The sequence below is a fragment of the Endozoicomonas sp. SCSIO W0465 genome, from assembly GCF_023716865.1.
Lineage (GTDB): Bacteria > Pseudomonadota > Gammaproteobacteria > Pseudomonadales > Endozoicomonadaceae > Endozoicomonas.
Genome location: NZ_CP092417.1, coordinates 4,280,697 through 4,294,240 on the forward strand (window position 1 = coordinate 4,280,697; position 13,544 = coordinate 4,294,240).

Annotated in this window: 8 protein-coding genes and 2 pseudogenes; 8 read left to right on the forward strand and 2 right to left on the reverse strand. The window is 49.2% G+C overall.

The window, feature by feature from the left end; translation table 11 throughout:
• The first annotated feature begins 508 nt into the window (after window positions 1-508).
• Window positions 509-2,023 (forward strand): IS66 family transposase, encoded by a 1,515-nt coding sequence (locus MJO57_RS19290; protein ID WP_252017330.1) that lies wholly within the window; start codon window positions 509-511, stop codon window positions 2,021-2,023.
• Here the strand turns inward: MJO57_RS19290 and MJO57_RS19295 are convergent.
• On the reverse strand, window positions 1,990-2,622 hold the full coding sequence (locus MJO57_RS19295; RefSeq protein ID WP_252018000.1) for a DUF4277 domain-containing protein: 633 nt from the start codon (window positions 2,620-2,622) through the stop codon (window positions 1,990-1,992). The two genes, MJO57_RS19290 and MJO57_RS19295, sit on opposite strands and share 34 nt — an antisense overlap.
• 78 nt (window positions 2,623-2,700) lie before the next feature.
• On the opposite strand from MJO57_RS19295, the pseudogene MJO57_RS19300 reads away from it, so the two are divergent.
• Window positions 2,701-3,003: pseudogene (locus MJO57_RS19300) on the forward strand (integrase core domain-containing protein); the annotation flags it as partial.
• Here MJO57_RS19300 and MJO57_RS33365 read toward each other — a convergent pair.
• Complete coding sequence (locus MJO57_RS33365) at window positions 2,965-3,213, reverse strand: DUF4277 domain-containing protein (protein ID WP_371924647.1); 249 nt, start codon at window positions 3,211-3,213, stop codon at window positions 2,965-2,967. The pseudogene MJO57_RS19300 and the gene MJO57_RS33365 overlap by 39 nt on opposite strands.
• On the opposite strand from MJO57_RS33365, the gene MJO57_RS19305 reads away from it, so the two are divergent.
• The 6 genes and pseudogenes from MJO57_RS19305 to MJO57_RS19330 all read left to right on the forward strand — a co-directional run bounded on the left by MJO57_RS19305 (window position 3,097) and on the right by MJO57_RS19330 (window position 13,471).
• Complete coding sequence (locus MJO57_RS19305) at window positions 3,097-5,514, forward strand: ankyrin repeat domain-containing protein (RefSeq protein WP_252018002.1); 2,418 nt, start codon at window positions 3,097-3,099, stop codon at window positions 5,512-5,514. The genes MJO57_RS33365 and MJO57_RS19305 overlap by 117 nt on opposite strands.
• 633 nt (window positions 5,515-6,147) lie before the next feature.
• A complete protein-coding gene (locus tag MJO57_RS19310; protein WP_252018004.1) occupies window positions 6,148-7,134 on the forward strand; it encodes an ankyrin repeat domain-containing protein in 987 nt (328 codons plus the stop codon).
• 80 nt (window positions 7,135-7,214) lie between these two features.
• Window positions 7,215-8,398: pseudogene (locus MJO57_RS19315) on the forward strand (transposase).
• Between the two features lie 190 nt (window positions 8,399-8,588).
• Entirely contained in the window at window positions 8,589-9,173 is a 585-nt protein-coding gene (locus MJO57_RS19320) for an ankyrin repeat domain-containing protein (RefSeq protein ID WP_252018005.1), read from the forward strand.
• A gap of 21 nt (window positions 9,174-9,194) precedes the next feature.
• A complete protein-coding gene (locus tag MJO57_RS19325) occupies window positions 9,195-10,253 on the forward strand; it encodes a transposase (RefSeq protein ID WP_252017920.1) in 1,059 nt (352 codons plus the stop codon).
• Window positions 10,154-13,471, forward strand: coding sequence for an ankyrin repeat domain-containing protein (locus MJO57_RS19330; protein ID WP_256493357.1), 3,318 nt, complete (start codon window positions 10,154-10,156; stop codon window positions 13,469-13,471). Before MJO57_RS19325 ends, MJO57_RS19330 begins: the two co-directional genes overlap by 100 nt.
• Window positions 13,472-13,544 lie beyond the last annotated feature (73 nt).

The following is a 13,544-nucleotide window of genomic DNA, read 5'->3' on the forward strand; positions in this document are numbered from 1 at the left end:
GACTACCCTGAATTCACGCTTACCAGGAGTTGTCGTCAAAAATTGCTATAGGCTCCCGTGATGCCTGCCAGTATTGCGCCCCATAATCAATCAATCCGTCATTCAGCACCCGTATCAGGAATAAATTTCCTGATACGATCGCCCAAGAATTGAAATAATAGTCAACTGCCTTTCTTGTAATCCAACCACATGCTTTTCATGTCCATCGACCAATAGCACGTTGATACCCTGAAAGCAGAAAAACACCCAACGCGCTGTCGGGTTTTGGCAGGGTTTCCGCTTCATGTCCGGGAAAAACCGACTCTGTCGTTTTAGCTCATGCCTACCTAATTTGATGCTGAATCGCGGCATACACTAACAGACACAGCGTCATCACCATCAGCAAGGCTTCTATTCGTTCCGGTTTCTTTAAAAACAGCGTAACTGTTCAGCACCCCCACATAAATCTGGAATTTTCTGATTTTTATACCATCCTCTTAAGCACCATTTTTCCACAATATTCGCCAGCATGATTCCAGAACTACCCGCAACTATGTCGGCTGAGATTCTCTTGAAAGAGAATGCAGAGCTGCGGATGAGAGTTGCCTGTCTGGAAGAGCGATGTCGAGAATTGGAAGAAAAGGTTGGCAAGAACAGTCAAAACAGCAGCAAGCCGCCATCGTCTGATGGTTATCAAAAACCTTGTAAAAACAGTAATTCTCCAGATCATTCTGACGACCTTTCCGCAGATAAAGGTACCGATCCATCGGATGAAAAACCCAATCCTAAAAGTCTGAGACAGTCTTCTGGTAATAAAGCCGGTGGAAAGAAAGGGCATCAGGGCACTTGTCTTAAACAGGTCGATATCCCTGACTATATTGAGTACCTTCCGGTTAAAGAATGCAATAAATGTCAGGCGTCTCTTCTTGATAGTGAGCCGGTCAAATATATTGAACGACAGGTGTTTGAACCAGGGAGACCGGGTGAATTTGAAGTAACGGCCCATAGAGCTGAAGTAAAAATCTGCACTTGTGGTTGTCGGAATCAGGCTGAATTCCCGGAAGGTGTTACCGCTGCCGCACAATATGGCTCAGCCACACAGGCTATGGCCGTCTATCTTAACCAATACCATTTCCTGCCTTTTAAGCGCGTGTCAGAGTATTTTAATACTCTCTATAAAATGAGTGTAAGTGCAGGCACTGTCGCCAATTTTGTGGCCAGAACCTATGAAAATCTGGCTTCTACTGAAGAGGTTATTCGTGACGCCTTGCGGGAATCGTCTGTTGCCGGAGCCGATGAAACGGGTATGCGGGCCGAGGGCTCTTTGCACTGGCTACACGTTATGCGGGATGAACAATGGACGCTCTACTACTTGTCTGAAAAGCGAGGTCGTGAGGCCATGGACACGATGGGCATACTGCTAACATTTGCAGGCGTTCTGGTTCATGATCATTGGAAATCCTATTTTGCATATGCGGCAACTCACGTACTTTGCAATGCCCATCACCTGAGGGAGCTTTTGGGTGTTGTTGATAGGGACAGCAATCAACTGGCGTTGCGATTGATGAAGCTACTGAGGCTTTCCTGGCATTACTGCAAGGGCTTTAAGACCATAGGTATGCTACAGATGCCAAGTGTTGTCTGTGAACGAATCGAGAAGATTTATGACCGGTTGCTTCAGCGGGCTCTAATGAAAGAAGTCGTCTATATGGAGAAGCAACGAGAGGAGCTTAAGCGCAAGAAAGTCAAGAATACTAAAGCTTACAATCTCTTCAAACGACTCACTGAGTTCAAGGCTGAGACACTGCGCTTCATGTCAGATTTTACCATTCCCTTCGATAACAATGGCAGTGAGCGGGATGTTCGAATGGCCAAGTTAAAGCAGAAAATCTCAGGCTGCTTCAGGAGTGCAGACGGTGGTTCTATGTTTGCACGGATTCGCAGCTATTTGTCGTCTGCCAGAAAACAGGGAATGGACATATATCAATCACTTCATAGAGCTGTTCGGAATTACTGTAATATGCCTTTGCTCAGTGCTGAATAGTTACAAAACAGCAAAGAAACCAGAAACTCCGGTCTCTTCAAAAACCGAAAGCCACGCTCTACTGACTGTTGTGATTTGTAAGTACTTAGCACTTCTGCTGTACTCAGCCGACTGTCGTCCAGATCATTCGTCGCCAGCACAAAGCAACCCAGAGAACACTCTACATCTTTGCGACAGCCAACGGATACCCAAGGATATCCGCTCACATAATATTCAATACTGTCCGGTTTAGAGCCTTTCTCCGAACGACCTACCTTGGTATAGCAGGGTTTCTCAGTAATGACAGGTTCCGCTTGACAATATGTTGTATAAAGTGCTGCATCACCAATCAGGTAGCGATTATTCAGAGCTTCCCGGTAGGATTTCAAATGGCTGCTGATGACTTTTTTAAAGTTTTCATTGTCGTTTACGTTGCCACTGGACGCTTTCATAAAAACGGGAATACCGGCCTGATTTTCCGTCATCATCAGCATATTCCGGTGTTCAGATTGGTTAGGAACCAGGGAATCCAGATGATTAGAGATACCGAGTTCTTTGCACATACCGGCAACCAAACCCATATGATCGATACGTTGAATGTGGAACTGATGAGGATGCATTGGACATGTTCATTCTGAAAATTTTTTACATTTTAGCCGGTGCAGGGAAATTCTCAGATTGAGTGCTGAATGACGGGTAGACCGCTGGCAGGCCTGCTGGTTCATAGCGACCGGGGGAGCCAATATGTCTCGGATCGTTATCAATAGTTGCTCAGGGACAATGGTCTTATATGTAGCATGAGCCGTAAAGGGAATTGCTGGGATAATGCAGTGGCCGAAAGCTTCTTCCATACTCTGAAGACAGAACTCATTCATCATGAGGACTTCCAGACGCGGGAAGAGGCGCAAAGTGCCCGGAAAAGTCTTGCCATATCATCGGTGACTGGTAAGGTGCCTCCGGCCTCAACCCAGTACACATGGCCATTGGGTACGGTGGGGTGAATCAGATCGCCTTGTACTACAACTGCGTTTGCCGTGAAAGGCTAACCATATCAGTCCAATAGTGACATTACGCGCGTCAGGATCAATGGTTATGTGCGTATCGAAATATTCGGCTATCTTCAGCTCTCGATATATGGCGGCAACCAAGCCAAGGTGATTGAGGTTCTTGATCTGGTGTTGAATTGGCGGCGTTTTAATGCTCCTGAACACTTGATCCGTCCTTTGAAATCAGATTGCAAAAATCCCGATCAGAGAGGTGAAAGACAGATGAATGACATGCTTTGCAGCAATATCGCTTTAGTTTCTCCATCCAGCGTCATTTGCAATAGTTCAGATCTTGACCCGGGGCGACCAATGGGTATTTGCCGATCGGGCAGTCACTTTTTCCACCTGGAGTGTATTTCCCCATGCGGTAGCGGTTGGGTTTCAAGTGATTTAGGGGAACGCCGTTGTCATTTGTGTCATGAACCGATAAGGCGGATGGGGGAACCGGGCAGGAGAGCACACGAAGCCTTGCCTGCTGGCGCAAATTCTTCCGGCGCTCAGACCGAGCTTGATGCCCCGACGCGGGGAGCCGCTGATAATATTACGCCGCAGAGTCACTTCCGGCCAGCTGCTCAGGTTCGGATGTTGTTCGATGCTGCCAAAAAGAACGAGCCTGAACGCTTGAAAAGGTTGATCGACCATGGTGTAAATGTCAATGCCACGGACGAGAATGGTAGCACGCCTTTGCACATTGCTACCTCTGGTGGTCATGTTAAGTGTGTGGAAGCACTGATCGGCAAAAAGGCCGATTGCCTGTCTGACCTGATGAAATTACTTCGTAAGTCGGAAGCTGCCGCTTTGACCGCTTTCCCGGGAGGAGATCCTAAAGACTTGATCGCATTAATCGGGAAGGCAGGGAGCTTTTGTAGTTTGGTGCCTAAGTGGTACGTGCCTAAGCTTTACGAAGACTGGGGCATCGCTGGTGTCAATAAGCGACTGAAAAAAACTGGTGAAACGCCTCTGCACATCGCCACTCGAAGCGATAAGGTTGACTGCTTGAAGATCCTGATTGCCACGGGTGGGAATGTCAATAAGCGACTGAAAACCACTGGTGAAACGCCTCTGCACATCGCCGCCAGCAATGGCAACCATGAGCATTTGCAAATTCTATCCGGTTTTACACCCATACCCGATGGTGAAGGCAGTGTGCAGGAACTTTGTGATAAAGTCATTGGCAATATAAAAAATTATCGGAAATTAAAAACGGCGGATCTGCAATTGCCGCTTGAACCGGGTTGTAAGGTTATCAAAACGCTTAGAAAAAGGTTGAATACGAAAGCCAAAATTCATCTGGTTCAAGCTGATGGCAAAATGCCGTTGCACTTGGCAGCCGAAAACGGCCATTTGGAGTGCCTGGAATGGCTGCTTGAAATGGGAGCGAAAATTAACGCCCGTGTCCGATCCAGCACCAACAGAGCAACACCTCTGCACTTGGCAGCCGAGAACGGCCATTTGGAGTGTCTGAAACGGCTGGTTGAGCTTGGAGCGGATGTTAATGCTGCCAATAAAAATGGGGAAACCGCCCTACACTTGGCCGCATATAACGGCCATGTTGAATGCCTGAAACAGCTGATTAGAGAGGGGACGAATCTGAATACCACCAATAATAACGGCGAAACCGCCCTGCATGTAGCCACCAAAATCAGCGTAGCCGAGGCTCGTCAACTCTGGGCTGACACGGGCAGAAACTTCTCTGAAATTAACGACAATGGCAGAGCACCCGAACACTACACCATCAAAAAAGAGAATGGCGCCGAGTGTCTGAAAGAACTAATCGCCAAAAAGGAAGTGATTGATATCGCCGATAACGACGGCGTCACACCGTTGATGATAGCTGCCCTTTGGGGCAGATCTGAGCACCTGGATCGGCTGCTCGGCGCAGGAGCGGATATTCGTATCGCTGCTAAGTGCGGTAGAACAGCACTTCATATGGCTGCCGAACTGGAGGTGGGAACCGAGTGCCTCAATAAGCTGCTGGCAAAGGGTGCAGATATCAACGTCAAAACCTGTAAAAAAAGTATTACGCCCTTGCATATAGCTGCCCACAACGACAACACAGAAACCATCAAGGCGTTACTGGCCACTGGTGGCATTGAGGTCAATGAGAAGACAAAAAATGGCTCGACGGCTCTCCATGTAGCTGCCTATGGCGGCTGCACAGACACTGTCATGTTGTTACTGGCCGCTGGCGTCGAGAACAAAGAGAAGGATAACGATGGCCGAACGGCTCTCCATTTAGCTGCCTATTACGGCTACTCAAACACTGTCAAGTTGCTACTGGCTGTCGACGGCATTGAGGTCAATAAAAAGACAAACAATGGCTCGACGGCTCTCCATTTAGCGGACTATAACGGCCACTCAGAGACCGTCGAGTTGTTACGGGACGCTGGTGGCATTGAGGTCAATGAGAATGATAACGACGGCCGGGACGCCCCTGTACGCTGCTGCCCGTGGCGGTCATGCTGAGTGCTTAAACCTGTTGATTGCTAGCAATGCAATGAAAACCATGCTCCTGAACGCTACCCGTGATGGACAATCCGGGGAGTTGGCGGGGATACTAGGAGGCTATCCGAGAATAGACTGCCCTACTGCGATGGCAGAAAATTGGGCTAAAAATCCGGTTTTGTTCGGCAAATAGAACCACTATTCACCTCACAAAACCGGATTTTTATCCTCAATTTTCTGCCATCCTCGCTACGGGCGCTATTCCCGGACAGCCTCCTAGCAGAAACAGAAAGGCCGGAAACCTTCACTTCTGAGGTGGATGCCGCTGACCCAAACGGAGCCACAGTCCATTACCAGACCGTTTGCGAGGGGCGCGACGAAATTGTGTAGCAATTCCTGGATAGTGTCTGTCCGAAACCTCAAACCTCTTGAAAGCGTTGGTTTGTCATGCTGCCCAAGAACACATCACCCTACACTGCCTCTCAGTCAAGGTTTTCTAGTGCGAGCTATACCGTGTCATCGGATCAGAGAGGCACCGTCAGACCAGTAGCTACGCCTGTCATAAGTGCTTCCGTTGAACAGATGGATTCGGGTACTGGCCAATCGATCTTAACCAGGGATGTGCAACAAGCTACAGAGGCGCAGACCTTCGGTTTGGAATTATCGCAACATGACAGTACCGAAAACGCCATTCGCCCCCCGGATAACAAGGCCAAACTGACAACTACTGACCAGCAGGAAAAAACAGGAAGCTCACTGCCTACCCCTGACAACAGCCATCATACAGACCGGTCAAACCCTCTGAATGACCCCCCGATACTGGCCGCCTGTCGCTACAACCAAATTGCCTGGTTACAGGAGTTGCTCAAGGAAGACCCGGCGTTGGCTTACCGGGCAGCACCATCGGGTATGGCAAGCGAGAGTTGGGTATATCCGCTCTGTATCGCTGCCCGGGAAGGGCATGAGCAAGCCGTGGAGCAGTTGCTGGCTGCTCTGGGCAGGCTGCCTGAGGGAAAAAGGCCCGGTGGTTCCATCATGGCCGTTATCAATGCGGCCGACAGGTTGGGGAGAACGCCGCTTCACCTGGCTGCCGCCGGAGGACATATCAAGGTAGTGGAACGGTTGCTGAAAGCTGTGGATAGACTGCCGGAAACCCAAAGATCCGCAGCCGTTCAAAGGCTACTGAGTGCCACTGACAATAATGGGCAGACCCCGCTCCAGCTTGCCAGCCAACGAAACCATCACGAAGTTGAGGTTTTGCTGCGAGATGCTCGGCAAAAACTGCCACATACACCAAGACCTGATAGCATCTTGCCAGAGGTCTCTGATCAACCAGGCTTAGGCAAGCTTCCGGCAGCTCAACCAGGTACATCGAATGAGGCATGTGAGGTTTCTCCACACCCGTCATTGCCTGTTGTTACTGTGGAACCCGCAACAATGTATGTTCCACCCCCGCTTTCTTGTGATGAATTTCAGTGCGCTAGTTTGGTTAATCCAATAGCATTAGTGGAAGACACTGACGAGCCCAAACACCTTTGGCACTGGACCGTCAAGAACGACCAGAGCGAGTGGTTGAAATATCTAGTTCTCGTCCAAAAACACAACCAATTGAAAACTGTAGATTTTATCCTGAAAAATTAAGTGGAGCCCTACTGCTATCTGGCGACTAAACTTCCCAAGAGCAAGAAACATAAGGGATTGCCAAAAACAGAGGACTCCAAATGCGCAAAAAACGCAACCCGCAGTGTAGTATGGAACTCCATTACGTACCTCATGAAATCTGCTCCCAGCTTTCCGGTATCTCGCAATGGCTTGACGCCCATCCACAGTTCAATGACTGGATTTATGAGGACTTAAGTTCTGGTGATAAACAGAACACTGGGCGGAACGGACTATCAGCAGAATCCGTTCTTCGTGCGGCACTCCTGAAACAGTATTTGAATTGTGATTATGACTACTTGTCGTTTGTTTTGATGGACTCCATGCTCTTTCGAGACTTTTGTCGCCTCGAACCAAACCAGCGCCCCAGTCGCTCCAGTTTGCATGGGCTCATCAGCCTTCTTACTGCATCTACATGGGAACGGATTAATAACTGTCAGCTAATGACCGCTAAAGATCAGGGTATTGAAAAAGGGCGCACTGTGGCTATTGACAGCACAGTCACCGAATCGGATATCAAACCTCCTTGCGACAGTGATCTTTTAAATCCCGGAAGGTACTTATCGAAGCTACTGTCACGCTAGCAAACGCCCGTCAGCAGGGGCAGTGTCTCCTGGCTGATGATGCCGACAAGTGGCAGGCCGATGTGGATCACCTGTTACCCCTGGTGGATGCAATAGTCTCCCAGACAGAGCGCAGGGTCTTTAAGGGTGAAAAGGTGCCAGCCCAGGAAAAAGTGGTTAGCCTGTATGAACCCCATACGGATATCATCGTAAAAGACAGGCGGCAAGTACAGTATGGCCATAAACTGAACCTGGTTCAGGGAAAAAGTCGATTGATCCTGGACCTGGTTATTGAGGAAGGTAACCCAGCGGATTCGGACCAATTCATTCCGATGATGGAAAGACAAAAAGAAATTTATGGTCGTGTACCTCGCCAGACAAGCGGTGACGGCGGATACGCGTGTCGCGCTAATTTGGAAAAAGCCAAGGCCATGGGAATCAGCGATGTAGCTTTTAATAAGAAGCGCGGACTTGAAGTCGAAGAGATGACTAAAAGTCAGTATGTGTATAAAACGCTCTTTCGCTTCCGGGCAGGTATTGAAGCGGGAATTTCGTGGCTAAAGAGATGTTTTGGGCTATCACGTTGCCACTGCAAGGGTTCTGAGCGTTTTGATTCTCATTGCTGGTTATCGGTGGTCTGTTACAACCTGGTGATTCTGGCCAGACACCCGGCACCATCCTGATAGCCACCTCCACGCTACATGAAAGTACCTTTCCAGCATGGTGGGAGGATGTTTTCTGCCTGCTTTTCGCGTTTTTCTCCAATATCCGTCCCAGATTAGAGAAAAAAAGGGAAGAGTTTTTGCGGCTCTCTGGAATTTCAGGAAATATCAAAACGCACGTACAATCTAATTATGATTGCCTGATGCGTTTTTGGACGAGAACTATCTAAACTCCATCGAGGAAATGGATATCAATGCCACTGATATGGACGGCTTGACGCCGTCCCTGCATCGTGCTGCGAAAGGGGGCAATATTGAGTACTTGGAACTTTTATTACTGACCACTCCCGACATTCTGGTCAATGCGAAGTATATCGATGGTTGGACGCCCCTGTGCCTCGCTGCCCGTTACGGCCACGCCGATTGTGCTAAAGCGTTGCTGAGTGTTCCTGGCATTCTGGTCAATGAAAAAAATAACGATGGCTGGACGCCCCTGTGCGTCGCTGCTCGTTACGGCCACACCGAGTGCGTCAAGGCATTACTGAACGCTCGCGACATTCGGGTCAATGAAAAGAATAACTATGGCTGGATGCCCCTGAGCTCTGCTGCCTTTTTCGGTCACGCCAAGTGCATCAAGGAGTTACTAAGTGCTCCAGGAATTCTGGTTAATGAAAAGAATAACGATGACTGGACGCCCCTGCACCTCACTGCTCTTAACGGCCACATCGAGTGCATCAAGGAGTTACTGAGTGCTCCAGGAATTCTGGTTAATGACTCAAGTTACGCACCTTGCTGAAAATCAGCCATTATTGGTGGCATGAAAAATGATCTCATAGAACTTTATTCTGACTACCTGTTGTCGTCGTCTGGGAAGACCACTGCAACGGGAGTGTCAGAGCTTTTGGATAATGTCTACAGTCATGACCAATTCACCCGATTGCTTTCAAACAATGAGTTTACCAGTCGTGACTTATGGCTTTACGTTAAACCCGTCGTGCGACAGGTTGAGTGCAGTGATGGGGTTTTGATCTTTGACGATACGATTCAGGAAAAGCAGTTCAGCAAAGAGAATGCCCTGAACACCTGGCATTTTGATCATACAAAAAATCGCACCGTGAAAGGTATAAATCTGCTCAATGCACACTACCATGCCGGAGATGCGTCGATTCCTGTCGCCTATAAATTGATCGAGAAAACCATCCTGTACACCGACTTGAAGACAAAAAAGGTAAGACGATATGCAGAGCAAACCAAAAATGAAATGATGCGGGAGATGCTGATGATTTGCTGCCATAACCAGCTTATGTTCCGCTATGTCCTTGCAGATAGCTGGTTTTGCTCAAACGACAATATGATGTTTATTCGACACGACTGTAATAAACATTTCCTGATGGCGATGAAGTCAAACCGCAAGGTATCCCTCAGTCTGGACGACAAATTACAAGGCCGTTCACAGCGTATAGATACTGTTGATTTTTCAGAAGATAAGCCTGTACAAGGGTGGATAGCAGGTGTCGATTTCCCTGTTCTGCTATACCGTCAGGTCTTTAAAAACAAAGACGGAAGCACAGGCATTCTCTATCTGGTTTGCAGCGATCTTGACTGTGATGCCGAGACTCTCAAGGCAATCTACGAGAAACGGTGGAAAGTCGAGGTCTTCCATAAAACGCTGAAATCGAATGCGTCAATGGCCAAGTCACCGGCGCATACTGTGAGAACACAGAGTAATCATATCTTTCTTTCAATTTACTCAGCCTTCAGGTTGGAAGTATTGTCATTGAAAGTAAATCTGAATCACTTTCAGCTCAGAGCCAAAATCTATATGGCAGGGCTGAAAGCTTCGTTGGGGCAGCTGAGAGAGCTGTTAGCTGCGTAACTTCAGTTAATGAAAAGAATAACGATGACTGGACACCCCTGTATGCCGCTGCCCGTAATGGCTACGCCAAGTGTGTCAAGGCGTTACTGAGCGTTCCAGCTATTCTGGTCAATGAAAAGAGTAAGGATGGCTGGACGCCTCTGTACATTGCTGCCCATCACAACCACGCAGAGTGCGTTAAGGCGTTGGTTAAGGATCCCGGCATTCTGGTCAATGAAAAGGATAAAGATGGCAAGACGCCCCTGTACGTTGCTGCCCATCACAACCACGCAGAGTGCGTCAAGGCGTTAGTTAAGGCTCTCGGCATTCGGGTCAATGAAAAGATAGATGGCTTTACGCCCCTGTTGATCGCAGCCTATGAAGGCCAAGCCGAGTGCATCAAGGAGTTAGTTAAGGCTCCCGGCATTCGGGTCAATGAAAAGATAGATGGCCTTACGCCTCTGTTGATCGCAGCCAATGAAGGCCACACCGAGTGCGTCAAGGAGTTAGTTAAGGTTCCCGACATTCTGGTCAATGAAAAGAATAACAATGGTGGCCGGACGCCCCTGAACCTAGCTGCCAGTAACGGCCACGCAGAGTGCGTCAAGGCGTTAGTTAAGGTTACCGGCATTTTGGTCAATGAAAAGGATAACGATGGCTGGACGACCCTGTGCGACGCTGCCTGTAACGGCCACACCGAGTGCGTCAAGGAGTTAGTTAAGGCTCCCGGCATTCGGGTCAATGAAAAGATAAAGGGCTCTACGCCCCTGTCCTTCGCAGCCTGCAAAGGCGACGCCAAGTGCGTCAAGGCGTTACTGAGTGCTCCCGGTATTCTGGTCAATGAAAAAAATAACGATGGTACTACGCCCCTGTCCATCGCAGCCTATGAAGGCGACGCCAGGTGCGTCAAGGCGTTACTGAGTGCTCCCGGTATTCTGGTCAATGAAAAGGATAACGATGGCTGGACGCCCCTGAACCTAGCTGCCGAAAATGGGCACGCAGAGTGCGTCAAGGAGTTAGTTAAGGCTCCCGGTATTCTGGTCAATGAAAAGAATAAAAATGGCAAGACGCCCCTGTGCATCGCTGCCTGTGAAGGCCACGCCGAGTGCGTCAGGGTGTTACTGAGTGCTCCCGGCATTCTGGTCAATGAAAAGAATAACGATGGCTGGACGCCCCTGTGCGCCGCTGCCAATGAAGGCCACGCCGAGTGCGTCAAGGCATTACTGAGTGCTCCCAGCATTCTGGTCAATGAGAAAACTAACGATGGTATTACGCCCCTGCGCATCGCTACCGAATATAGCCATGCAGAGTGTCTGAAACTGTTGATTGTTAAAGAGGAAGTGAAAAGCACGCTCCCAGACACTGTGCGGGATGGGCAAACCAAACTTCTGAAGGGGATACTGGACACCCTGAAAACACTGAAGGAACCCGCAAAGTATGAGACCATCATGCAAGTTTTGAATGTAACCGACCGGGACGGTAAAACTCGGAAAACTCTGCTGTGCCTGGCTGTAGAATGCGGGCACGAAAAAGTTGTAGCCTTGTTTCTAAATGCCTTGAATGATCTACCGAAGGAGAAAAAGCCCGGAGCTATCAGGGCGGTGCTGAGTTCGGCAGACAGATTCGGCAGAACCCCGCTTTATATGGCTGCCCGGTTTGGCCACGATAAGATCGTTACCCAGTTACTGGCTGCTTTACATGGACTGGCAAAAGCAGAAATGCCATGGAGACCATGGGCAAGGTCACATGCAATCTCTGCCTTGGTAAACGCCGCCGATCTATTTGGGAAAACAGCTGTCTCACAAGCTCGCTCCCTCGGGCATTTCCAGATCAAAAGCTTGTTGACCAAAGCCTTCCCGGACTCAGTCTACACAGAGGAAGCAACAAGAGATGCTCCGAGTGACGTCGTGCCTTTCCGCGATGTGCTTTTGCGCCTGAATGCATTATCAAAAGCCGCGAGGCTGAATACTGTTATGGCAGTGCTTCATCATGCCAGAGAAGACGTGTTGTTAACGCTGGATGTGGCGGATCTGGAAAGTTATGACACGCTGGTGGCTGAGACACTGGCGGCCCTGAAAAGGCTGCCAGATGCCCCCGAAGACGTATCAAGAAATCATGCCATCCTCAAGGTCATCGATTGTCTCTGTGAGGATGGTGAAGCCGGGTTTTCCTATACCTGCGTGGCCAATGAAGGGCAAGAGCAAGTAGCGGAACTTCTGCAAGCTTTCCCCATCCTGAGTGCTGCCAGGAACGGGCAAACCGCCATTGTGACCCAGATACTGAAAATGCTGGCGACTTGGCCTGAATCTACACATGGCCAAGCCATTACGACAGTAATGACTGCCTTCAATAAAGATGGGAGAACACCACTCCATCTGGCTGCCCAGAGCGATCAACGGGCGGTTGTGGCGCATTTGCTGGAAACCCTGGACAGAATAACGGAACCTGAAAGGAGCAATGCAATCCCAACGGTGATGCTTGCCGTGGACGCACATGGAGCAACACCGCTGCATTGGGCTGCTTTCAAAGGGCATCACGAGGTTGTGGGGCACTTACTGAATGCGGTGGGCAGACTGCCCGAACCAGGAAGGCTGAAAGCCTTCACTGCTGTGGTGGAGGCCGCCGACCAAAAAGGAGCCACTGCGCTACATAGGGCTGCCATCAATGGCCAGTACGCAGTTGTGGAGCAACTCCTGAATACTGTGAATGGGCTCCCGGAAGCAGAAAGAATTGCTGTCTTCGCAGCAATGGTAGGCGCGGTGGATACACTCAAGAGAACACCACTGTACGCAGCTTTCAATAACGGCCACGAGAACATTATGAATCAGCTGATTCAGGCCTTCCCGCTCTTGAGCGCTATCCTGGGCGGTCATAATCAAAGCGTGAAGCAGTTCATACAAGCGTTGCACTCGTTACCAAGGACAGCAAGATGTTCTGCCATCATGGCGGCACTAAAGAAAACCCGGGCAGATGGAGCAACACCGTTGTATCTTGCTGCCAGTTCGGGAAATGACGAGATCATAGGGCTGTTATTGGGTGCCGTGTCTACGCTTCTGGATGATGGAAAACGCGAAGAGGCCTGGGAAGTGCTGTACTCTGCCAGCAGAGTTGAAGAAGAGGATGGAGCCATTAGGATAATAACCCCCCTCGGGATCGCTGCCAGGAATAAGTGTGTCAAGGCTGTGAAGCTGCTACTGGAGGCGATACGACAGCTATTCAGTACTACACAACAAATGTAGTTTAAAAGGCTATTAAAAATTATCTGGAAATAATTAAATCGTTTAACCAAATGTTTGAACTTTGTCTTGTAGC